Genomic DNA, 21,744 nt, shown 5'->3' with positions numbered 1-21,744 from the left:
GGCATGAGCGAAAATCAAACGTACGACTCCTCCAGCATTAAAGTGTTGAAAGGGCTGGATGCCGTGCGCAAACGTCCCGGCATGTACATTGGCGACACCGATGATGGTAGCGGCCTGCACCACATGGTCTTCGAGGTTGTCGACAACTCGATCGACGAAGCCCTCGCCGGTCACTGCGATGACATTACCGTCATCATCCACCCTGATGAATCCATCAGCGTGCGCGACAACGGTCGCGGTATTCCAGTCGACGTACACAAAGAAGAAGGTGTATCGGCGGCCGAGGTCATCATGACCGTCCTGCACGCAGGCGGTAAATTCGATGACAACTCCTATAAGGTTTCTGGTGGTCTGCACGGTGTAGGCGTTTCCGTAGTGAACGCCCTTTCTGAGCAACTGATCCTGACCGTACGCCGCAGCGGCAAGGTCTGGGAACAGACCTACGTGCATGGCGTGCCACAGGCACCCATGGCGGTGGTGGGCGAAAGCGAAAGCACCGGTACCCACATCCATTTCAAGCCATCGGCTGAAACCTTCAAGAACATCCACTTCAGCTGGGACATCCTGGCCAAGCGGATTCGTGAACTGTCCTTCCTCAACTCCGGCGTTGGCATCCTGCTCAAGGACGAACGCAGCGGCAAGGAAGAGTTCTTCAAGTACGAAGGCGGCTTGCGCGCATTCGTTGAATACCTGAACACCAACAAGACCCCGGTCAACAGCCAGGTCTTCCACTTCAATATCCAGCGTGAAGATGGTGTCGGTGTAGAAGTCGCCTTGCAGTGGAACGACAGCTTCAACGAAAACCTGCTGTGCTTCACCAACAACATTCCGCAGCGCGACGGTGGTACTCACCTGGTCGGCTTCCGCTCTTCGTTGACCCGCAGCCTGAACGCTTACATTGAGCAAGAAGGCTTGGCCAAGAAGAACAAGGTAGCCACCACGGGTGACGACGCCCGCGAAGGTTTGACCGCGATTATTTCGGTCAAGGTTCCGGATCCGAAGTTCAGCTCGCAGACCAAGGACAAGTTGGTTTCCTCGGAGGTGAAGACCGCCGTGGAACAGGAGATGAACAAGTACTTCTCCGACTTCCTGCTGGAAAACCCCAACGAAGCCAAAGCTGTGGTCGGCAAGATGATCGATGCCGCTCGTGCCCGTGAAGCGGCACGTAAGGCGCGCGAGATGACTCGCCGTAAAGGCGCGTTGGACATCGCCGGCCTGCCGGGCAAGTTGGCTGACTGCCAAGAGAAGGACCCTGCCCTCTCCGAACTGTACCTGGTGGAGGGTGACTCCGCAGGTGGCTCGGCCAAGCAAGGCCGTAACCGTCGTACCCAAGCGATTCTGCCGCTCAAAGGCAAGATCCTCAACGTCGAGAAAGCTCGCTTCGACAAGATGATCTCGTCGCAGGAAGTCGGCACGCTGATCACTGCGTTGGGCTGTGGTATCGGCCGCGAAGAGTACAACATCGACAAGTTGCGTTATCACAACATCATCATCATGACCGATGCTGACGTTGACGGTTCGCACATCCGCACCCTGCTGCTGACCTTCTTCTTCCGTCAGTTGCCGGAGCTGGTCGAGCGCGGCTACATCTACATCGCTCAGCCGCCGCTGTACAAGGTGAAGAAAGGCAAGCAAGAGCAATACATCAAAGACGACGACGCCATGGAAGAGTACATGACGCAGTCGGCCCTGGAAGATGCCAGCCTGCACCTGGACGAGTCGGCGCCAGCGGTATCGGGTGTGCAACTCGAAAGCCTGGTGAACGAATTCCGTGGTGTGATGAAGACGCTCAAGCGCCTCTCGCGGTTGTATCCACTGGAGCTCACCGAGCACTTCATCTACATGGATGAAATCACGGTCGAGCAACTGGGCGACCACGCGCACATGCAGGCCTGGCTGGGCAAATTCCAGCAGCGTCTTACGCTCAACCAGAAGTCGGGCCTGGCTTACAACGCCAGCCTGCGTGAGGACAAAGAGCGTAACGTGTGGCTGCCGGAAGTCGAGATCACTTCCCATGGCTTGGCCAGCTACATCACCTTCAACCGCGACTTCTTCGGTAGCAATGACTACCGTACCGTGGTCAACCTGGGCGGCAAGCTGACCACCCTGTTCGGTGAAGGTGCGTATGTTAAACGTGGTGAGCGTCGCAAGGCAGTGACCGAGTTCAAGGAAGCCCTCGACTGGCTGATGAACGAAACTGCCAAGCGTCACACAATCCAGCGCTACAAAGGTCTGGGCGAAATGAACCCGGATCAGCTGTGGGAAACCACCATGGATCCAGCCGTACGGCGCATGCTCAAGGTCACTATTGAAGATGCAATCGCTGCTGACCAGATCTTCAATACCCTGATGGGTGACGCGGTGGAACCTCGCCGTGAGTTCATTGAAAGCAACGCCTTGTCGGTGTCTAACCTGGACTTCTGATTCGTGTTTCGATGAGTTTTCTGATGCTCATCAACTCAAAACCCTGGCCTCGGCCAGGGTTTTTTTTGCTCTCGATAAATTTCATAGCACTTACCCTGTGCCATCTACCGGCCAGGGTAAAGGAAAGGGGAGCCGATGAATGAACACGATACAAATCAGCAGAACGTGTATTCAGGGATTTCGGGATAATTACAAGCGCAAAACGGCTGATAGGATTGATCGTGAAATCCCGCCCAGTACCCAATGAGGTCTGATGATGAGTGAGCAGCACCGTTCCTTTGAAGGGCTCAAGCACCTTACGAACGAGGGATTTGAGTATTGGTCTGCCCGTGAGCTTGCTCCACTCTTGGAGTACAGCGCGTGGCGGAACTTTGAAAATGTCATCAACAAAGCGAAGAGTGCGTGCGCACTGAGCTCGCACGAGGTATCGGACCATTTTGTCGAAGCCAACAAAATGGTCCCAATAGGCTCCGGCTCGCAGCGGGAGCTGGATGACATCCATCTTTCGCGTTACGCCTGCTACCTGGTAGTCCAGAACGGCGACCCATCTAAGCCCGTAATTGCTGCTGGACAGACCTACTTTGCAGTTCAGACGCGTCGCCAGGAAATTGCCGATGACGCCTCCTTCCAGCGGCTCAAAGAGGACCAGAAACGCCTTCTTCTGCGTAACGAGTTACGCGAGCACAATAAGCAGCTGGTAGAAACGGCCCAATTGGCAGGCGTACAGACTGGTCTGGATTTCGCCATCTTTCAGAACCATGGTTATCAAGGTCTCTATGGCGGGCTGGATCAGAAAGCTATTCACCAGCGTAAAGGACTAAAAAAAAGCCATAAGATTCTCGATCACATGGGATCGACTGAGTTGGCCGCTAACCTGTTCCGAGCAACACAAGCGGAAGAGAAACTGCGTCGTGACCAAATCCAAGGTAAGCATCAAGCTAACCAAGTGCACTTTGAGGTGGGCAGTAAAGTGCGCGAGACCATTGCCGAACTTGGAGGCACGATGCCTGAAGACCTCCCTACCCCGGAGCACAGCATCAAACATGTCGAGTCTTCAATTCAAAGACTGAAGAGCACGAAGAAAGAGGAGTAGGCAGTCAATTATTACTGTCTCACTGAGATGTCAGTAGCGACGGTCTGGAGGCCTGATGATCATCGGTAGCAATATTCTGGTTGAAGCGCTGTTCGACGAAGCGACCTCGACCATCAGTTATCTACTCCTGGACCGCCAGACCCTGGCGTGCGCGTTGATCGACAGCGTGCTCGACTATGACCCCAAGTCGGGCCGCACCAGCACGGCATCGGCCGACAAGCTGATCGCTCTGGTCGAATCGCTCGGTGCCAAGGTGCATTGGATCCTCGAGACCCACGTGCACGCCGATCACCTGTCGGCGGCCGCCTATCTCAAGGAAAAACTGGGCGGACACATCGCCATCGGCGCCTGCATTACTCAAGTGCAGAAGACCTTTGGCACGCTGTTCAATGCCGAGCCCGGATTTGCCCGGGACGGCAGCCAGTTCGACGTCTTACTCGAAGATGAGGAGGTCTTCTTCATCGGCAACCTGCGTGCACGTGCCCTGCACACGCCCGGGCATACCCCAGCCTGCATGAGCTACATGGTCGAGGATGGCGGCGAGATCGCGGTATTCGTCGGCGATACTTTATTCATGCCGGACTATGGCACTGCTCGCTGTGATTTCCCCGGTGCCGACGCGCGTACGCTATATCGCTCAATTCGCCGCTTGCTGGCTTTTCCTGACCAGACCCAGCTATTCATGTGCCATGACTACCTGCCCAATGGCCGGGCGCTGCGTTACGTCACCACCGTGGCCGAGCAGCGCGCCGACAATATCCACATCCACCATGGCATTAGCGAGGAGGCCTTCGTCGCCATGCGTGAGGCGCGTGATGCCAGCTTGGACATGCCGGTGCTGATGCTGCCCTCGGTGCAGGTCAACATGCGCAGCGGCCAGTTGCCCGAGCCGGAAGACAACGGCGTGCGCTATCTGAAGATCCCGTTGAACAGGTTTTAAAGGAAACACGAGCAGATGGAGCATCAATTGCTGGGCGCCGGGCTGGGCGCACTCATCGGCGCAGTGCTGGCGTTGACGGGCGCAGGTGGCGGTATTCTCGCGGTACCGCTGCTGGTGTTCGGCCTAGGCCTGAGCATGGTCGAGGCAGCGCCAGTCGGCTTGCTGGCTGTGGGGCTGGCGGCGGGCGTCGGTGCGGTGCTGGGTTTGCGCCAAGGGCGGGTACGCTACCGTGCCGCGTTATTCATCGCTGTGATTGGCATCGCCGCGGCGCCATTCGGGCTGATGCTTGCGCACACCCTGCCCAATACGCCGCTGGCCGTCGGCTTTGCTGGCGTGCTCACATACGCCTGCCTGCGTATCTGGCGCAAGGCGGCGCGTGAACTGCGGGGTGAGTCACCCTGCGGTGAGCGGCAGATCATGCCCTGCGTGCTTAACCCGCTGCAGGGTCGTCTGCGTTGGACCCTACCCTGCGCACGCGCGCTAGCCGTCACTGGCGCCACCTCTGGATTGCTCTCGGGGCTGTTGGGCGTGGGCGGTGGTTTCGTCATCATTCCCGCGTTGAACCGCTACACCAACCTCGACATGCAGAGCATCGTCGCCACCTCGCTGGCGGTGATCGCCCTGGTCGCTACCGGTAGTGTGGTCAGCGCCAGCCTTTCTGGGGTCATGCACTGGCAGGTCGGCGCGCCATTCGCAGCGGGCGCGGTGTTCGGCTTGCTGCTGGCCCGGCCTTTGTCGGCCAAGTTGGCCGGGCCGCGCCTGCAGCAATTGTTTGCGATTATTGGCGTAGCCGCGGCACTGATACTGGCGGGCAAGGCGCTACTCGGCTAGCAGGTCTGCCTGTTCCTGCGCACACAGGTTGAGCAGGTAATCCCACACCACCCGTAACCGTACAGACTTGTGCAGCTCGCGTCGGGTGCAGATCCAGTAACTGCGCTGGATGACTTCACTGGGCAGGACCCGGCGTAAACCAGGGTCATGCCGCGCCATGTAGTTGGGCAGCACGGCTATGCCCAGACCGGCGCGAGCGGCATGCTGCTGGGCGATCACGCTGGTGCTGCGAAACACCACGTTGGGCGCACGGCAGAAGCTGTTGAGAAACAGCAGTTCCTGGCTGAACAGCAGGTCATCGACATAGCCGATCCAGTTATGCCGAGCGAGGTCCTCACGGGTATGCAGTGCTGGCGCGCGCTCGAGGTAGTCCGGGCTGGCATAGAGGGCCAGACGATAGTCGGTGAGCTTGCGTGTGATCAGCAGGTCGGCGTTGGGCCGCTCCAGATGAATGCTGATTTCCGCTTCGCGGTTGAGAATGCTGACGAAGCGCGGCACGGCCACCAGCTCCACTTCAAGCCCCGGATAACGTTCGAACAGCGCGTTCATGCGCGGGGTGAAGAACATGATGCCGATGCCTTCGGTCACCCCCAGGCGAATCTTGCCCAGGGGCGTGATCGCCTGGGTGATTTCCTCCTGCGCCAGCAAGGCGACGTTCTCCATGGCCTCCGCGTGTTTGAGCAGCGCCTGGCCGGAGGGCGTCAGTTCGTAGCCTTGCGCGTGCTGGACGAACAGCGCAGTACCGAGGCTTTTCTCGATGCTCTCGATGTGCCGGGCGACTGTACTGTGGGTGGTGTTGAGACGCTTGGCGGCAGTGAGCAAGCGGCCGCTGCGCTGCAACTCGAGGAAAAACCGTAGATCATTCCAGTCGAACATGCCCTTCCCCAGTCATCCATGGATGGCCTGCGCGTTGTGCTAAAACGCACAGCCGTTGCGCAAAAACTCGTGTCTGCTCAGCGAAATTACTCACTAAGATGAAAGTCGACAAGAATAATAATCAGGCGCGAGGTTACGCATGCCATCAGCCGATTCAGTCTTCGACTACGTGGTCGTTGGCGCCGGTCCCGCCGGTTGCCTGCTGGCCAATCGTTTGTCTGCCGACCCTGCTTGCCGCGTTCTGCTGCTCGAGGCCGGGGGGCGCGATAACTATCCCTGGATTCATGTCCCGGTCGGCTACCTCTATTGCATCGGTAATCCGCGTACCGACTGGTGCTTCAAGACCGAGGCGCAGACCGGCCTGGCCGGGCGCAGCCTGGGCTATCCACGGGGTAAGGTGCTCGGTGGCTGTTCTTCGATCAACGGCATGATCTACATGCGTGGCCAGGCGGCGGATTACGACCGCTGGGCCGAGCAAGGCAACCCTGGCTGGGGCTGGGATGACGTGCTGCCGCTGTTCAAAGTCAGCGAGAATCACTATGCCGGGAGCAGTGATCATCACGGCGCCGGCGGCGAGTGGCGGGTCGAGCAACAGCGTTACAGCTGGCCGATTCTCGATGCCTTCCGCGACGCCGCCGAGCAGAGCGGTATCGCCAAGGTCGACGACTTCAATACTGGCGACAACCAGGGCTGTGGATACTTTCAGGTCAATCAGCGCAGTGGTGTGCGCTGGAATGCGGCCAAAGCGTTTCTGCGGCCAATCCTCAAACGCCCCAATGTAACCATTCTCACCGATGTGCAGGTCGACCAGGTGCTGCTCAACAATGTCCGCGCAACGGCGGTCAAGGCATGCTGGCAAGGCGCCTGGCATGAGTTTCAGGCACGTCGCGAGATCATCCTCTGCGCAGGCTCGGTAGGTTCTCCAGGGATTCTCCAGCGCTCCGGTATCGGCCCGCGCAAGCTCCTCGAAGGCTTGGGCATCGGCGTGCGGCATGACCTGCCGGGTGTCGGCGGCAACCTGCAGGACCACCTGCAACTACGTCTGATCTATCAGATCAGCAACACCCGTACCCTCAACCAGATGGCCAACAGCCTGTGGAGCAAGATGGGCATGGGGCTGCGTTATCTGTACGACCGCAGTGGCCCGCTGGCGATGGCGCCCAGCCAGCTCGGCGCGTTTGTACGCTCCAGCCCTGATCAGCCTAGCGCCAACCTGCAATACCACGTGCAGCCGTTGTCGCTGGAACGGTTCGGTGAACCGCTGCACCGGTTTCCGGCATTTACCGCATCGGTGTGCAACTTGCGCCCGGTGAGTCGCGGGCGCATCGACATCCGTTCGGCTGACATGAACGCCGAGCCGTTGATCGACCCCAACTACCTCAGCGACCCGCAGGACTTGAAGGTAGCCGCCGATGCCATCCGCATGACCCGGCGCATCATCCAGGCCCCTGCCCTCGCGGCGTTCGCGCCCAAAGAGTATCTGCCTGGGCCTGCCCTGCAGAGCGAACAGGAACTGCAGGAAGCAGCCAGCAAGATCGGCACGACCATCTTCCACCCGGTCGGCACCTGCCGTATGGGCAACGGGCCGCTGGACGTTGTGGATAACCAGCTGCGTGTACATGGCGTCCCCGGCCTGCGCGTGGCTGACGCTTCGATCATGCCGCAGATCGTTTCTGGCAATACCTGTTCACCCACACTGATGATCGCCGAGAAGGCGGCACAACTGATCCTCAAGGGGGCCGCAACCCAGACCACTCTCAACGACGCAAGCGCGATACCGACGCCCTGACCGGGTGCGTGCAACAACCGGCGGCTTGGGGTCATGAGCCGCCGACAGTGGAACAACAAGAATAATCACTGTGGCCCGTAGGCCGAGGACAGCAACGATGTCGGATTACATCCAAGAGCAGGGCGCAGCGGCGAGCAGCTCCAGTCGTCGCGAGGAAAGAAAGATCATTTTCGCGTCATCCCTCGGGACCGTTTTCGAGTGGTATGACTTTTTTCTCTACGGCGCGTTGGCGGCGGTCATCAGCAAGCAGTTCTTTGCTGGGGTCAACGACACCACCGCGTTCATCTTTGCCCTGATGGCGTTTGCCGCGGGCTTCCTGGTACGGCCGTTCGGCGCGCTGGTGTTCGGTCGCCTGGGCGACATGATCGGGCGCAAGTACACCTTCCTGATTACCATCGTGCTGATGGGCCTGTCGACCTTTGCCGTGGGGCTGTTACCGACCTACGCCAGCATTGGCATTGCCGCGCCGATCATCCTGGTGATCCTGCGCATGCTGCAAGGGCTGGCGCTGGGTGGTGAATATGGCGGCGCGGCGACCTACGTTGCCGAGCATGCGCCACCAGGCAAACGCGGCTTCCATACCGGTTTCATCCAGTCCACCGCGACCCTCGGCTTGTTGCTGTCGCTGCTGGTGGTACTGGGCAGCCGCTATATCAGTGGCGATCAGTTCGAGACCTGGGGCTGGCGCCTGCCGTTCCTGCTGTCGATCGTCCTGCTGGGGATCTCCACCTGGATCCGCATGAGCATGCACGAGTCGCCAGCCTTCGTGAAAATGAAGGCCCAGGGCAAGATCAGCAAGTCGCCCATTCGTGAGTCGTTCACCAACTGGCCCAACCTCAAGGTGGTCCTGACTGCCCTGTTCAGCATCAACGCCGGCCAGGCAGTGACCTTCTACACAGCGCAGTTCTACGTGCTGTTCTTCATGACGCAGATGCTCAAGATGGACCCGGCTCAGGCTAATACCCTGCTGATCATCAGCGTGGTGATCGGTGCACCTTTCTTCGTGTTCTTCGGTTGGCTGTCGGACCGGATTGGCCGCAAGCCGATTCTGATGGTCGGCCTGTTGCTGGCGACGGTCTTGTACTTCCCGATGTTCAAAGCCCTGAGCCACTACGCCAACCCGCAGATCGATGCCGCCAGCCGACAGGCACCGATCGTGGTCATGGCCGACCCGAACAGCTGCACCTTCCAGTTCGATCCGGTGGGCAAGGCGCGTTTCGACAGCCCGTGCGACAAGGTCAAGACCTTCCTCGTGAAGCAAGGCCTGCCGTATAGTTCAGAGGCGGCAACCGGCAGCGATGTGGTGGTGAACATTGGTGACAAGGCCATCAATGGCTTCGACGAGGCGGCCATGCGCGCGGCGATCGAGCAGGCGGGCTATCCGGCCAAGGCTGATCCGTCGCAGGTCAATGAGTTCATGGTGGTGGTGCTGATCGTGGCGATGATCCTGATCGCGACCATGACGTACGGGCCGCTGGCAGCGGTAATGGTAGAACTGTTCCCGACGCGGATCCGCTATACCTCGATGTCCCTGCCCTACCACATCGGTAACGGCTGGTTTGGCGGCTTCCTGCCGACGGTATCGTTCGCGCTGGTGGTGTATACCGGAGACATCTTCTATGGCTTGTGGTATCCGGTGCTGATTACCGGGATCAGCCTGGTGGTGGGGATCTTCTGCTTGAAAGAAACCAAGGATGTGGATATCGACAAGGTCTGAGGGGAGCGCGCAAGGGACGCCATTGAACCTGCACGAGCGGGCTTGCCCCGCGAAGAATTGAAGACAGATAGCCCTGCAACAGCCACAAAAAAACCGGCGTAAAAGCCGGTTTTTTTATGCCGCTAAAAAACTTATGCACGTTTTTCAGAAAAATGTCATACAGAAAAATAAGCTTTTAATTCAGTAAGTTAGGACGTATCTCTGAGCACTTATTGAAAAGTTGCTCACAAGTTATCCACAGAACGTCATGCAGTCTGCTGTTCCACGTTTTCTGCCGCGGGTGGCAGCGAACCCAAGGCCCGCTGGGTTGCCTGGTTCCAGGCCTCGGCGCGGTTGTTCAGCTCGGCAATCGCTCGCGGTCCGCTGCCCTCGGCGTACATAGGCTCGCCGATTACTACTTCGATAACCCCGGCCTGCTTGCCCCAGCCCGACTTCGGCCAGTACTTGCCAGCGTTGTGCGCAATCGGCAGCACCGGCAAACCAGCATTCACCGCCAGGGCAGTACCGCCGCGTGAAAACTTGCCGATCTGGCCATACGGCACGCGGGTGCCTTCAGGGAAGATCAACACCCAGACGCCCTGCTTGAGCAGTTCGTCGCCCTTCTTGGCGACATGGCGCAAGGCTTCTTTGGGGTTGTCACGGTCGATGGCGATCGGCCGCAACATGGCCATCGCCCACCCGAAGAACGGTACATACAACAGCTCACGCTTGAGCACCTGGCTCAGCGGCTGGAAGTAGGCAGAGAGAAAGAACGTCTCCCACGTGCTCTGGTGGTTGGCGAGGATCACGCAGGGTGTCTCTGGTACGTTCTCGGCACCGGTGATCTTGTAGCGGATACCCAGCACCGTCTGCGTCAGCAGCACGGCGAAGCGGCACCAGTAGACGTTGATGAACCGATAGCGCTTGTTGAATGGCAGAAACGGCGCAATGAAGAAGCTCAGGGTGCACCACAGCAGCGAGCTGGTGCCCAACAGCAGGTAAAAAAGAAAGATTCTGATCGCCTGCAGGATCGACATAGTGGCATGTACCGTTGCGGGCGCGCCCGCCTAGTGAAAAGTGCGCCAGCGCGGCGCACCCTCTTAAATAAGTGCTCTGGCGACTGCGGCCAGATCGTCAAAAATCAGGGTGTCTTGCGTGACGCCCTTGCTCAGGGTCTTCTCACCCTTGCCGGTCTTTACCAACACAGGTTGTGCTCCGACGGCCAGGGCGGCCTCCAGGTCACCTTTGCTGTCGCCGACGAACCAGATGCCATCAAGGGCAACCCGGTACTGTTCGGCGATGGCCAGCAGCATGCCCGGCTTGGGCTTGCGGCATGCGCAGCCTTCGTCCGGACCATGCGGGCAGTACACGATGTGACCGACCTCGCCACCCTCGGCAGCGACCAGCGCGCGCAAGCGCGCGTGCATGGCCTCGAGGGTGTCCAGCGAGTAGTAGCCGCGAGCGATGCCCGACTGGTTGGTGGCAACCGCCACCGTCCAGCCGGCCTTGCTCAACTGCGCGATGGCCTCGATCGAGCCGGCAATCGGGATCCATTCTTCCAGCGACTTGATGTAGGCGTCGGAGTCGTGATTGATCACCCCGTCACGATCGAGAATCAGCAGTTTCAAGGCTTACCCCAGCAGCGAGATGTCGGCGACGCCCAGGAACAGACCGCGCAGGCGGCTGAGCAGGGCATAACGGTTGGCGCGGACCTTGGCGTCCTCAGCGTTGACCATCACCGCCTCGAAGAAGGCGTCGACCGGATCACGCAGGGCAGCCAGGCGTGCCAGCGACTCGCTGTACTGGCGGGCGGCAGCCATCGGCTGCACGGCCTGGTCGGCCTGCTGGATCGCCGAGTACAGGGAGAACTCGTTGGCATTGTCGAAGTACTTCGGCTCGACCTGTTCGGCGATCGCCCCTTCCGCCTTGCTCAGCAGGTTCGACACGCGCTTGTTGACCGCGGCCAGGGCCTCGGCTTCCGGCAGCTTGCGGAAGGCTTGTACTGCCTGCACCCGCTGATCGAAGTCCAGTGCCGACCCCGGCTTGAGCGCACGCACCGAGAGGTAGGTGCCCACATCGATACCTTCGTCTTCGTAACGCGCACGCAGGCGGTCGAAGATGAACTCCAGCACCTGCTCGGCCAGGCCGGCAGCCTTGACCTTGCTGGCGAACTGGGCGACGGCGAAGCTGACTGCGTCGGTCAGGTCCAGGTCCAGCTGCTTGTCGATGAGGATGCGCAGCACGCCCAGAGCGGCACGGCGCAGCGCGTACGGGTCTTTGCTACCGGTCGGCAGCATGCCGATGCCGAAGATGCCGACCAGGGTGTCCAGCTTGTCGGCAATGGCCACGGCAGCGCCGGTCACGGTCTGTGGCAGTTCAGCGCCAGCACCGCGCGGCATGTACTGCTCGTTCAGGGCCAGGGCGACGTCTTCTGGCTCGCCATCGTTGATGGCGTAGTAGTAGCCGGCGATGCCCTGCATTTCAGGGAACTCACCCACCATTTCGGTGGCCAGGTCGCACTTCGACAGCAGGCCCGCGCGCGCTGCGTTCTGGGCGTTACCACCGATGTGCGGCGCGATGAACGCAGCCAGTCGCGAAACCCGCTCGGCCTTGTCGTAGACGCTGCCCAGCTGAGCCTGGAAGACCACGTTCTTGAGGCGCTCGTTGAAGGTTTCCAGCGGCTGCTTCTTGTCTTGCTTGAAGAAGAACTCGGCGTCGGTCAGGCGCGGACGCACCACCTTCTCGTTGCCCTGGACGATCTGCTGCGGATCGCGGCTCTCGACGTTGGCCACGGTAATGAAGCGCGGCAACAGCTTGCCTTCGCTGTCCAGCAGGCAGAAATACTTCTGGTTGTCCTGCATGGTGGTGATCAGCGCTTCTTGCGGCACATCGAGGAAACGCTCTTCGAACGAGCACACCAGCGGCACTGGCCACTCGACCAGCGCGGTCACTTCATCGAGCAGCGCCGGCGGCACGATGGCAGTGCCTTCCTGCTGCATGGCCAGCTCAGCGGTGCGCTTGGCGATCAACTCGCGGCGCTCGGCGAAGTCGGCCAGCACGTAGGCCTTGCGCAGGTCTTCGACATAGTTGGCCGGGGCGCTGATGACGACGTTTTCCGGGTGGTGGAAACGGTGCCCACGCGACTCGCGACCGGCCTGTTGCTTGAGAATGGTGCAGTCCACAACTTGCTCGCCAAGCAGCATTACCAGCCACTGGGTCGGACGCACGAACTCTTCACGGCTGGCCGCCCAGCGCATGCGCTTGGGAATCGGCAGGTCGTTCAGCGAGTCTTCGACGATGGTCGGCAGCAGGCTGGCGGTGGCCTTGCCCGGGATGTGCTGGGAAAAGCGCAGCTTGGCGCCGCTCTGGTCGATCTCGGAGAGGTCGACGCCACACTTCTTGGCGAAGCCCAGGGCGGCCTGGGTCGGCTTGCCTTCGGCATCGAACGCAGCCTGCACGGGCGGGCCGTCGACGTTGATGCTGCGGTCTGGCTGCTGCACGTCGAGCTGACGGATCAGCACGGCCAGGCGGCGTGGCGCGGCATAGACGGATTTCGCCGCATAGTTCAGGCCAGCGGCCTGCAGGCCTTTCTCGATACCGGCCAAGAAGGCGTCGCCGAGGGTGGCGAGGGCTTTCGGTGGCAGCTCTTCGGTGCCCAGTTCAACCAGGAAATCTTGAGCACTCATTGTGCAGCCTCCAGCTTAGCCAACACTTCATCACGCAGTTCAGGGGTCGCCATCGGGAAGCCCATGCGCGCACGGGCTTGCAGGTAGCTTTGCGCCACGTCCCGGGCCAGGGTACGTACACGCAGGATATAGCGCTGACGCTCGGTCACCGAGATGGCGCGGCGGGCGTCGAGCAGGTTGAAGGTGTGCGAGGCCTTCAGGACCATTTCATAGGTCGGCAGCGGCAGGTCGAGCTTGATCAGGCGGTTCGCTTCGCTTTCGTAGAAGTCGAACAGTTCGAACAGCTTGTCGACGTTGGCGTGCTCGAAGTTGTAGGTCGACTGTTCCACTTCGTTCTGGTGGAACACATCGCCGTAGGTGACAACGCCGAACGGGCCGTCAGCCCAGACCAGGTCGTACACCGAATCGACACCCTGGATGTACATCGCCAGGCGCTCGAGGCCGTAAGTGATCTCGCCGGTAACCGGGTAGCACTCGATGCCGCCGACTTGCTGGAAGTAGGTGAACTGGGTCACCTCCATGCCGTTCAGCCAGATTTCCCAGCCCAGACCCCAGGCGCCGAGGGTCGGCGATTCCCAGTTGTCTTCGACGAAGCGAATGTCGTGGACCAGCGGGTCCAGGCCGATCGCCTTCAGCGAGCCCAGGTACAGCTCCTGGAAGTTGGCCGGGTTCGGCTTGAGAACCACCTGGAACTGGTAGTAATGCTGCAGGCGGTTGGGGTTCTCACCATACCGTCCGTCGGCTGGGCGACGGCTAGGCTGCACGTAGGCGGCGTTCCAGGTCTCTGGGCCGACAGCGCGCAGGAAGGTGGCGGTGTGGAAAGTGCCGGCGCCTACTTCCATATCGTAGGGCTGAAGTACCACACAACCTTGCTCCGCCCAGTACTTCTGCAGGGCGAGGATGAGGTCTTGGAAGGTACGCACGGCTGGCGTAGGCTGGCTCACGAAATTCACCTGTATCTGGGGATGCGGATGTAAAGAGCGGGAGTATAACCCGATTCGCCTCGCCCTCTACTCATTGGAGCCTTATGCCACGCTGCTTTTGGTGTTCTGAAGATCCGTTGTACCAGGCCTATCACGACCAGGAATGGGGGACACCGCAGCGCGACCCGGCGTTGCTCTTCGAGATGCTTTTGCTCGAAGGGTTCCAGGCGGGGCTGTCGTGGATCACCGTCTTGCGTAAACGCGAGCGCTACCGCGAGGTGATGTACGGCTTCGACCCGCTGCAACTGGCGCAGATGAGCGACGACAAAATCGAAGCGCTGATGCTCGACGCGGGGATCATCCGCAATCGCCTCAAGCTCAATGCTGCACGGCGTAATGCCAAGGCCTGGCTGGCTGTGGATAACCCCGCCGAATGGCTGTGGTCGTTTGTCGGGGGCGCGCCGAAGATCAACCATTTCAGCAGCCGCAGCGAGGTGCCGGCAGTTACCGACGAGGCCAAGGCGATGAGCAAGGCACTGCAGAAAGCCGGCTTCACCTTTGTCGGCCCGACCATCTGTTATGCCTTCATGCAGGCCACCGGGATGGTCATGGACCACACCACCGACTGTGATCGCTACGCCGCGTTGCAGCGCTGAGGGGTTACAATGCGCGCCTTGCAGAAATAAGGAATCCGCCTGTGGAAAAATTCAAAGGCGCCCTGATGGTCGGGGTGCTACGACTCTTCGCCAAGCTGCCCTGGGGCGCGGTGCAGCGGGTTGGCGCGGGTATCGGCTGGCTCATGTGGAAGGTCCCCAACGGTTCGCGCAACGTGGTGAGGATAAACCTGGCCAAGTGTTTCCCGGAAATGAACCCGGTCGAGCGCGAGCAACTGGTCGGTGAGGCGTTGCGCGACATCGGCAAATCGTTCGTCGAAAGCGCTTGTGCCTGGATCTGGCCGCCGCAGCGGTCGCTGGAACTGGTCAAGGAAGTGCACGGCCTTGACGTGCTCGAGCAGGCCTTGGCTTCGGGCAAGGGCGTGGTTGGCATCACCAGCCACCTGGGTAACTGGGAGGTGTTGAACCATTTCTATTGCAACCAGTGCAAACCGATCATTTTCTATCGCCCGCCCAAGCTCAAGGCAGTCGATGACCTGTTGCGCGAGCAGCGGGTGCAGATGGGCAACCGTGTGGCGCCTTCGACCAAGGAAGGCATCCTCAGCGTGATCAAGGAGGTGCGCCGCGGTGGTCAGGTGGGAATTCCTGCCGACCCTGAACCGGCGGAGTCGGCAGGGGTGTTCGTGCCGTTTCTTGGCACTCAGGCGCTGACCAGCAAGTTCGTGCCGAACATGCTCGCCGGTGGCAAGGCGGTGGGGGTGTTCCTGCATGCGCTGCGGCTGCCGGACGGCTCCGGGTTCCGGGTGATTCTGGAAGCGGCGCCGGAAGAGATGTACAGCGATGATGTGACGGTGTCGGCGGCGGCCATGAGCAAAGTGGTCGAGCGTTATGTGCGCGAGTATCCCAGCCAGTACATGTGGAGCATGAAGCGCTTCAAGAAGCGCCCGGCGGGCGAGGCGCGCTGGTACTGAGATTGCCTGGGGCTGCAAAGCAGCCCCAGGATCTCAACGTTTCAAGGCTTCTCGGCTTTATCGAGCTTCTTGAGAAACACGGCCATCTCTTTCTCTGCCTGCTTGTCGCCATGCACCTGCGCCGCGGCAATGCCCTCCTCCCACGCCTTGCGCGCCGCCGCCAGGTCGCCGTCCAGCTGATAGGCCTTGCCCAGCAACTTCCACGCCGCCGAATACTTCGGGTCCTGCTCGACACAGCGCGCCAGATGCACCGCCGCTTGCGCGCCGTTGCCCTCATCCAGCCAGGCCTTACCCAAGCCAAAACGCAACAGGGCGTTATCCACACCCTTGGCCAGCATCTTTTCCAGCGATTCGCGCATGCGGTGTGTCCTTAGAAGAAGCTCAAGCCCACGTGGAACAGCTTTTCCACGTCCCGGATATGCTTTTTATCCACAACGAACAGGATCACATGGTCACCGGTTTCGATCACCGTGTCGTCGTGGGCGATCAACACCTGCTCATCGCGAATGATCGCGCCAATGGTGGTGCCCGGCGGCAAGGCGATGTCTTCGATCGCCTTGCCGATCACCTTGCTCGACTTCGAGTCGCCATGCGCCACCGCTTCGATGGCCTCGGCCGCGCCCCGGCGCAGCGAATGCACACTGACGATATCGCCACGGCGCACATGCGCCAGCAAGGTGCCGATGGTAGCCAGCTGCGGGCTGATGGCGATGTCGATTTCGCCGCCCTGGACCAGGTCGACGTAGGCCGGGTTGTTGATCAGGGTCATCACCTTGCTCGCCCCCAGGCGCTTGGCCAGCAGCGAGGACATGATGTTGGCCTCGTCGTCGTTGGTCAGGGCAAGGAAGATATCGGCATCGGCGATGTTCTCTTCGAGCATCAGGTCCTTGTCCGAGGCACTGCCCTGGAGCACCACGGTGCTTTCCAGGGTGTCCGACAGATAACGGCAGCGTGCGGCGTTCATCTCGATGATCTTCACCTGGTAGCGGCTCTCGATGGCCTCTGCCAGGCGCTCACCGATCTGCCCGCCGCCGGCGATGACCACGCGCTTGTTGGTCTCGTCGATACGGCGCAGTTCGCCCATGACCGCGCGGATGTCCTTTTTTGCGGCGATGAAGAACACCTCGTCATCGGCCTCGATCACCGTATCGCCCTGCGGCTTGATCGGTCGGTCACGGCGGAAGATCGCGGCTACGCGGGTATCGACATTGGGCATGTGCGCGCGGATCTGGCGCAGCTGCTGACCCACCAGCGGGCCACCGTAGTAGGCCTTGACCGCGACCAGCTGGGCCTTGCCGTCGGCAAAGTCGATCACCTGCAAGGCACCGGGATGTTCGATCAGGCGCTTGATGTAGTTGGTCACCACCTGCTCGGGGCTGATCAGCACATCCACCGGAATGTGGTCGTTGTGAAACAGCTCTTCACGGGTGAGGTACGCCGATTCACGCACCCGGGCGATCTTGGTCGGGGTGTGGAACAGCGAATAGGCGACCTGGCAGGCGACCATGTTGGTCTCGTCGCTGTTGGTCACCGCCACCAGCATGTCGGCGTCGTCGGCGCCCGCCTGGCGCAGCACCGTCGGCAACGAGCCACGGCCCTGCACGGTGCGGATGTCGAGGCGGTCACCGAGGTCGCGCAGGCGGTCGCCATCGGTGTCGACCACGGTGATGTCATTGGCTTCGCTTGCCAGGTGCTCGGCCAGCGTGCCGCCGACCTGCCCTGCACCCAGGATGATGATCTTCATCCGCTACTCCTAACCATTATTCTTATGCGCGCGAGGCGGCGATCTTGATCAGCTTGGCATAGTAGAAGCCATCGTGGCCGCCTTCCTGGGCCAACAGCTGGCGACCGTGCGGCTGGCGCAGGCCGGCTTCGGTGGCCAGGTCCAGTTCACGGGCGCCGGGGGTGCGGGCCAGAAACGCCTCGATCACCTCGGTATTTTCCGTCGGCAGGCTCGAGCAGGTGGCATAGAGCAGCATGCCGCCGACTTCGAGGGTTGGCCACAGCGCGTCGAGCAGTTCGCCTTGCAGCGCGGCCAGGGCCGGGATGTCGTCGGCCTGGCGGGTCAGCTTGATGTCCGGGTGACGGCGGATGACGCCGGTGGCCGAGCAGGGTGCGTCGAGCAGGATCCGCTGGAACGGCTTGCCGTCCCACCAGGTGGCGGTTTCCCGGGCATCACAGGCGATCAGCTTGGCGTCCAGCTGCAGCCGGTCGAGGTTCTCGCGCACGCGGGTCAGACGCTTGGCTTCAAGGTCGATGGCGACCACTTCGGCCAGGCCTTGCTCGGCTTCGAGCAGGTGGCAGGTCTTGCCGCCAGGGGCACAGCAGGCGTCGAGCACGCGCTGGCCGGGGGCCAGTTCAAGCAGGTCGGCGGCCAGTTGCGCAGCCTCGTCCTGAACACTCACCCAACCCTCGGCGAAGCCCGGCAGACCGCGTACATCGCAGGCGGTATCGAGGACGATACCGTCGCGGCTGTACTGGCAGGCGCTGGCCGCGATGCCTGCTTCGACCAGCAAAGCCAGGTAGGCGTCGCGGCTGTGATGGCGGCGGTTGACCCGCAGGATCATCGGCGGGTGGGCGTTGTTGGCGGCGCAGATGGCTTCCCACTGCTCCGGCCAGAAGGCTTTCAGCGACTTCTGCAACCAGCGCGGGTGAGCGGTGCGTACCACCGGGTCGCGCTCCATGCTGGCGAGGAGTGCTTCGCCCTCGCGCTGGGCACGGCGCAATACGGCGTTGAGCAGGGCCTTGGCCCACGGCTTCTTCAGCTTGTCGGCACAGCCCACGGTCTCACCGATGGCGGCATGCGCCGGCACGCGGGTGTAGAACAGCTGGTACAGGCCGACCAGCAGCAGCGCCTGCACATCGCTGTCGGCCGCCTTGAACGGCTTCTGTAACAGCTGAGCGGCAAGCAGCTCCAGGCGCGGCTGCCAGCGGGCCGTGCCAAAGGCCAGGTCCTGGGTCAGGCCACGATCGCGTTCGTCGACCTTGTCCAGTTGAATGGGCAGCGAACTGTTCAGCGAAGCCTTGCCGCTGAGCACGGCGGCAAGGGCGCGGGCGGCAGCCAGACGTGGGTTCATTGGCCAAGCACCTTGCCGCTGGCGAACTTCTCGCGACGGCTGTTGAACAGGTCGCTGAAGTTCAGCGCCTTGCCCCCGGGCAGTTGCAGGCGGGTCAGGCTCAGGGCCTGGTCAGCGCAGGCGACGACCAGGCCGTCCTTGCTGGCGCTGAGGATCTCGCCGGGCGCGCCCTGACTTGTGGATAACGTTGCGGCCAGCACCTTGACGCTTTCGCCATCAAGGGTGCTGTGGCACACCGGCCACGGGTTGAAGGCACGTACCAGGCGCTCCAGCTCAAGCGCCGGACGGTTCCAGTCGATGCGCGCCTCGTCCTTGTTCAGCTTGTGCGCGTAGGTCGCGAGGGTGTCGTCCTGCACTTCGCCATGCAGGCTGCCATCGGCCAGGCCGGCGATGGCCTGCAGGACTGCCGGCGGGCCCAGCTTGGCGAGGCGATCATGCAGGCTGCCGCCGGTGTCTTCGGCGCTGATCGGGGTGACGGCCTTGAGCAGCATCGGCCCGGTATCCAGGCCCGCTTCCATGCGCATCACGGTCACACCGCTCTCGGCGTCACCGGCTTCTACGGCGCGCTGGATCGGCGCGGCACCGCGCCAGCGCGGCAACAGCGAGGCGTGGCTGTTGATGCAGCCCAAGCGCGGGATATCCAGCACCACCTGCGGCAGGATCAGGCCATAGGCAACCACCACCATCAGGTCTGGCGCGAGCGCGGCCAGCTCGGCCTGAGCCTCGGCATTGCGCAGGGTCGGCGGCTGCAACACCGGGATGTCATGGGCCACGGCCAACTGCTTGACCGGGCTCGGCATGAGCTTCTGGCCACGGCCGGCCGGACGATCCGGCTGGGTGTACACGGCCACCACTTCATAAGGGCTGTCGAGCAGGGCTTTGAGGTGTTCGGCGGCAAACTCTGGGGTGCCCGCGAAGACGATGCGCATGGAGTTCTCGCTGTGCAAAAGAAAAAGGCTTGCCGGAGCAAGCCTTTGGAAGGAGGGGATCAGGCTTGCTGGCGGTGCTGTTTTTCCAGCTTCTTCTTGATCCGGTCACGTTTGAGCTGCGACAGGTAATCGACGAACAGCTTGCCGTTGAGGTGGTCGAGTTCATGCTGGATGCACACGGCGAGCAGGCCCTCGGCCTCCAGCTCATACGGCTTGCCATCGCGGTCGAGGGCCTTGACCCGGATCCGCAGTGGGCGGTCGACGTTCTCGTAGAAGCCCGGCACCGACAGGCAGCCTTCCTGGTACTGGCCCATATCGTGGGTCAGTTCTTCGACTTCGGGGTTGATGAACACTCGCGGCTCGCTGCGATCTTCGCTCAGGTCCATCACCACCAGGCGCAGGTGCACGTTGACCTGGGTCGCGGCCAGGCCGATGCCAGGGGCTTCGTACATGGTTTCAAACATGTCGTCGATCAGCTGGCGCAGGGCGTCATCAAACACCGTCACCGGTTTGGCAATGGTGCGCAGGCGCGGGTCAGGGAATTCGAGGATGTTCAAAATGGCCATAGGGGTCAGGCAGTCACTGTGCGGTCGGTTGAAAACTGAACACACATAATAAAGGCAAACGCAGGATTCAGCACCTGGCAAAGCTCGACTAGGGTGATACGGGACGCCTTATAGCCCATTTGACTGACAGGTTGTCAAACTATTATCAACACACTTATCCACAGGTTGTGCCAGGTGGATGACCCTCTGTCGATCAAGGATGATCTGCCATGTTTGAACACCATTCGTCTGCTTGTTCGCCTGCTGAGCTTGAGGCGCGATTGCGTCTGCATCGGCTTCCCGAGGTTGGCTTGCGGCGCTTTCGTACACTCATCGAGGCCTTCGGTAGTGCATCTTCCGCGCTCAGTGCACCTGCTACTGCCTGGCGTAGCTTGGGGATGCCAGCGGCATCCTGCGAGGCGCGCCGCAGCCCTGAGATTCGTGATGGAGCAAGTGCCGCAATGGCCTGGTTAGAGCGCCCCGGCCAGCATTTGCTGATGTGGGACCAGCCAGGATACCCCCCGCTCCTGGCCGAAATAGATGATGCGCCGCCGCTGTTGTTCGTCGCCGGGAATCTTGGATTACTGGAAAAACCACAGTTGGCGATCGTGGGCAGTCGCCGGGCATCGCCCCCTGCACTGGACAACGCTGCGGCGTTCTCCCGGTATCTGAGCCGAGCGGGATTCACCATTACCAGTGGCTTGGCGCTGGGCGTCGATGGCGCCGCTCATCGGGCTGCACTGGATGCTCACGGGAGCACAATCGGGGTGCTTGGAACCGGGATGGAAAAACGTTATCCACAGCAGCACCGGCGTCTGGCGCAGGAGATGATCGAGTGTGGCAGCGCGTTGGTTTCCGAATTCGCGCTGGATGCCGGGCCGTTGCCTGCCAACTTCCCCCGCCGCAACCGGATCATCAGTGGTTTGTCGCTTGGCGTACTGGTGGTGGAAGCGAGTATGGCCAGTGGCTCCTTGACCACTGCCCGCTTGGCGGCCGAGCAAGGGCGCGAGGTCTACGCCCTGCCCGGCTCCATCCACCACCCAGGCGCCAAGGGCTGCCACCAGTTGATTCGCGACGGTGCGTTGCTGGTGGAAAGTGTCGAGCAGATCATCGACAGCCTGCGTGGCTGGCAGAATTTGCCCCCCGCGCCTGTGGATAATCCTGCCCATCCGCTGCTCGCCCTGCTGCACGCCGCACCGCAGACCAGCGAGGCGCTGGCACGCAGCAGTGGCCAGGCGCTGGCGCAGGTGCTGGCCAGTCTGACCGAACTCGAGCTTGATGGGCGGGTAACCAATGAAGCCGGGCGTTGGTTTGCGCGGTCGGGCTAAGTAAACTGCGCATCAGCCCTTA

Annotated in this window: 19 protein-coding genes; 9 read left to right on the top strand and 10 right to left on the bottom strand. The window is 61.3% G+C overall.

What is annotated here, in order from left to right:
• The first annotated feature begins 3 nt into the window (after positions 1–3).
• The 4 genes from gyrB (at position 4) to J3B00_RS02170 (ending at position 5,288) form a co-directional block, all read left to right on the top strand.
• A complete protein-coding gene (gyrB, locus tag J3B00_RS02185; RefSeq protein WP_209863017.1) occupies positions 4–2,424 on the top strand; it encodes a DNA topoisomerase (ATP-hydrolyzing) subunit B in 2,421 nt (806 codons plus the stop codon).
• A 256-nt stretch (positions 2,425–2,680) separates the two neighbouring features.
• A complete protein-coding gene (gene dinD / locus J3B00_RS02180; protein WP_209863014.1) occupies positions 2,681–3,517 on the top strand; it encodes a DNA damage-inducible protein D in 837 nt (278 codons plus the stop codon).
• Between the two features lie 55 nt (positions 3,518–3,572).
• Positions 3,573–4,457, top strand: coding sequence for an MBL fold metallo-hydrolase (locus J3B00_RS02175; RefSeq protein ID WP_209863011.1), 885 nt, complete (start codon positions 3,573–3,575; stop codon positions 4,455–4,457).
• 15 nt (positions 4,458–4,472) lie between these two features.
• Positions 4,473–5,288 carry a sulfite exporter TauE/SafE family protein gene (locus J3B00_RS02170; RefSeq protein ID WP_209863008.1) on the top strand — a complete coding sequence of 272 codons (816 nt, stop codon included), beginning with the start codon at positions 4,473–4,475 and terminating at the stop codon, positions 5,286–5,288.
• Here the strand turns inward: J3B00_RS02170 and J3B00_RS02165 are convergent.
• Positions 5,277–6,164, bottom strand: coding sequence for a LysR family transcriptional regulator (locus tag J3B00_RS02165; protein ID WP_209863005.1), 888 nt, complete (start codon positions 6,162–6,164; stop codon positions 5,277–5,279). The genes J3B00_RS02170 and J3B00_RS02165 overlap by 12 nt on opposite strands.
• A gap of 139 nt (positions 6,165–6,303) precedes the next feature.
• Between J3B00_RS02165 and J3B00_RS02160 the strand changes: the two genes are divergently transcribed.
• On the top strand, positions 6,304–7,953 hold the full coding sequence (locus J3B00_RS02160) for a GMC family oxidoreductase (RefSeq protein ID WP_209863002.1): 1,650 nt from the start codon (positions 6,304–6,306) through the stop codon (positions 7,951–7,953).
• A 97-nt stretch (positions 7,954–8,050) separates the two neighbouring features.
• The gene (locus J3B00_RS02155; RefSeq protein WP_209862997.1) at positions 8,051–9,670 is read left to right on the top strand and encodes an MFS transporter; all 1,620 of its coding nucleotides are present in this window, start codon (positions 8,051–8,053) and stop codon (positions 9,668–9,670) included.
• Positions 9,671–9,915: 245 nt separating this feature from the next.
• Here the strand turns inward: J3B00_RS02155 and J3B00_RS02150 are convergent, their stop codons facing one another.
• The 4 genes from J3B00_RS02150 to glyQ form a co-directional block, all read right to left on the bottom strand.
• Complete coding sequence (locus tag J3B00_RS02150; protein ID WP_209862993.1) at positions 9,916–10,686, bottom strand: lysophospholipid acyltransferase family protein; 771 nt, start codon at positions 10,684–10,686, stop codon at positions 9,916–9,918.
• 63 nt (positions 10,687–10,749) lie between these two features.
• A complete protein-coding gene (gene gmhB, locus J3B00_RS02145) occupies positions 10,750–11,277 on the bottom strand; it encodes a D-glycero-beta-D-manno-heptose 1,7-bisphosphate 7-phosphatase (protein ID WP_209862990.1) in 528 nt (175 codons plus the stop codon).
• A 3-nt stretch (positions 11,278–11,280) separates the two neighbouring features.
• Positions 11,281–13,335, bottom strand: a complete 2,055-nt coding sequence (gene glyS / locus J3B00_RS02140) for a glycine--tRNA ligase subunit beta (protein WP_209862985.1) — start codon at positions 13,333–13,335, stop codon at positions 11,281–11,283.
• Positions 13,332–14,279, bottom strand: coding sequence for a glycine--tRNA ligase subunit alpha (gene glyQ / locus J3B00_RS02135; RefSeq protein WP_119137063.1), 948 nt, complete (start codon positions 14,277–14,279; stop codon positions 13,332–13,334). The genes glyS and glyQ overlap by 4 nt, the downstream gene beginning before the upstream one ends.
• A gap of 83 nt (positions 14,280–14,362) precedes the next feature.
• Between glyQ and J3B00_RS02130 the strand changes: the two genes are divergently transcribed.
• Entirely contained in the window at positions 14,363–14,914 is a 552-nt protein-coding gene (locus J3B00_RS02130) for a DNA-3-methyladenine glycosylase I (RefSeq protein ID WP_209862981.1), read from the top strand.
• Positions 14,915–14,955: 41 nt separating this feature from the next.
• A complete protein-coding gene (locus J3B00_RS02125) occupies positions 14,956–15,843 on the top strand; it encodes a lysophospholipid acyltransferase (protein WP_209862978.1) in 888 nt (295 codons plus the stop codon).
• A 41-nt stretch (positions 15,844–15,884) separates the two neighbouring features.
• On the opposite strand, the gene J3B00_RS02120 is transcribed toward J3B00_RS02125, so the two are convergent.
• Genes J3B00_RS02120 through def form a run of 5 tightly spaced genes read right to left on the bottom strand, consistent with a single transcriptional unit; the run spans position 15,885 to position 20,415 of the window.
• Complete coding sequence (locus J3B00_RS02120; protein WP_209862975.1) at positions 15,885–16,202, bottom strand: tetratricopeptide repeat protein; 318 nt, start codon at positions 16,200–16,202, stop codon at positions 15,885–15,887.
• A gap of 11 nt (positions 16,203–16,213) precedes the next feature.
• Positions 16,214–17,587 carry a Trk system potassium transporter TrkA gene (gene trkA / locus J3B00_RS02115; protein ID WP_119137059.1) on the bottom strand — a complete coding sequence of 458 codons (1,374 nt, stop codon included), beginning with the start codon at positions 17,585–17,587 and terminating at the stop codon, positions 16,214–16,216.
• Between the two features lie 22 nt (positions 17,588–17,609).
• Positions 17,610–18,920, bottom strand: a complete 1,311-nt coding sequence (gene rsmB, locus J3B00_RS02110) for a 16S rRNA (cytosine(967)-C(5))-methyltransferase RsmB (protein ID WP_209862972.1) — start codon at positions 18,918–18,920, stop codon at positions 17,610–17,612.
• The gene (gene fmt, locus J3B00_RS02105) at positions 18,917–19,849 is read right to left on the bottom strand and encodes a methionyl-tRNA formyltransferase (protein ID WP_209862968.1); all 933 of its coding nucleotides are present in this window, start codon (positions 19,847–19,849) and stop codon (positions 18,917–18,919) included. The genes rsmB and fmt overlap by 4 nt, the downstream gene beginning before the upstream one ends.
• A gap of 59 nt (positions 19,850–19,908) precedes the next feature.
• Positions 19,909–20,415, bottom strand: a complete 507-nt coding sequence (def, locus tag J3B00_RS02100) for a peptide deformylase (protein WP_209862965.1) — start codon at positions 20,413–20,415, stop codon at positions 19,909–19,911.
• Between the two features lie 209 nt (positions 20,416–20,624).
• Between def and dprA the strand changes: the two genes are divergently transcribed.
• Complete coding sequence (gene dprA / locus J3B00_RS02095) at positions 20,625–21,722, top strand: DNA-processing protein DprA (RefSeq protein ID WP_209862962.1); 1,098 nt, start codon at positions 20,625–20,627, stop codon at positions 21,720–21,722.
• Positions 21,723–21,744: the final 22 nt, after the last annotated feature.

The sequence above is a fragment of the Pseudomonas sp. BP8 genome (assembly GCF_017875955.1).
Taxonomy (GTDB): domain Bacteria; phylum Pseudomonadota; class Gammaproteobacteria; order Pseudomonadales; family Pseudomonadaceae; genus Aquipseudomonas.
Note: the sequence above shows the minus strand (reverse complement) of the source record. Positions and strands in the feature narration are given on the sequence as shown.

Bases quoted from the DNA above. Each gene is read 5' to 3' on its own strand.
- glyS (WP_209862985.1), bottom strand. From the start codon at position 13,335: ATGAGTGCTCAAGATTTCCTGGTTGAACTGGGCACCGAAGAGCTGCCA.
- J3B00_RS02175 (WP_209863011.1), top strand. From the start codon at position 3,573: ATGATCATCGGTAGCAATATTCTGGTTGAAGCGCTGTTCGACGAAGCG.
- J3B00_RS02150 (WP_209862993.1), bottom strand. From the start codon at position 10,686: ATGTCGATCCTGCAGGCGATCAGAATCTTTCTTTTTTACCTGCTGTTG.
- gyrB (WP_209863017.1), top strand. From the start codon at position 4: ATGAGCGAAAATCAAACGTACGACTCCTCCAGCATTAAAGTGTTGAAA.
- dprA (WP_209862962.1), top strand. From the start codon at position 20,625: ATGTTTGAACACCATTCGTCTGCTTGTTCGCCTGCTGAGCTTGAGGCG.
- fmt (WP_209862968.1), bottom strand. From the start codon at position 19,849: ATGCGCATCGTCTTCGCGGGCACCCCAGAGTTTGCCGCCGAACACCTC.
- J3B00_RS02165 (WP_209863005.1), bottom strand. From the start codon at position 6,164: ATGTTCGACTGGAATGATCTACGGTTTTTCCTCGAGTTGCAGCGCAGC.
- J3B00_RS02130 (WP_209862981.1), top strand. From the start codon at position 14,363: ATGCCACGCTGCTTTTGGTGTTCTGAAGATCCGTTGTACCAGGCCTAT.
- J3B00_RS02120 (WP_209862975.1), bottom strand. From the start codon at position 16,202: ATGCGCGAATCGCTGGAAAAGATGCTGGCCAAGGGTGTGGATAACGCC.
- J3B00_RS02170 (WP_209863008.1), top strand. From the start codon at position 4,473: ATGGAGCATCAATTGCTGGGCGCCGGGCTGGGCGCACTCATCGGCGCA.
- dinD (WP_209863014.1), top strand. From the start codon at position 2,681: ATGAGTGAGCAGCACCGTTCCTTTGAAGGGCTCAAGCACCTTACGAAC.
- trkA (WP_119137059.1), bottom strand. From the start codon at position 17,587: ATGAAGATCATCATCCTGGGTGCAGGGCAGGTCGGCGGCACGCTGGCC.
- rsmB (WP_209862972.1), bottom strand. From the start codon at position 18,920: ATGAACCCACGTCTGGCTGCCGCCCGCGCCCTTGCCGCCGTGCTCAGC.
- J3B00_RS02160 (WP_209863002.1), top strand. From the start codon at position 6,304: ATGCCATCAGCCGATTCAGTCTTCGACTACGTGGTCGTTGGCGCCGGT.
- J3B00_RS02155 (WP_209862997.1), top strand. From the start codon at position 8,051: ATGTCGGATTACATCCAAGAGCAGGGCGCAGCGGCGAGCAGCTCCAGT.
- def (WP_209862965.1), bottom strand. From the start codon at position 20,415: ATGGCCATTTTGAACATCCTCGAATTCCCTGACCCGCGCCTGCGCACC.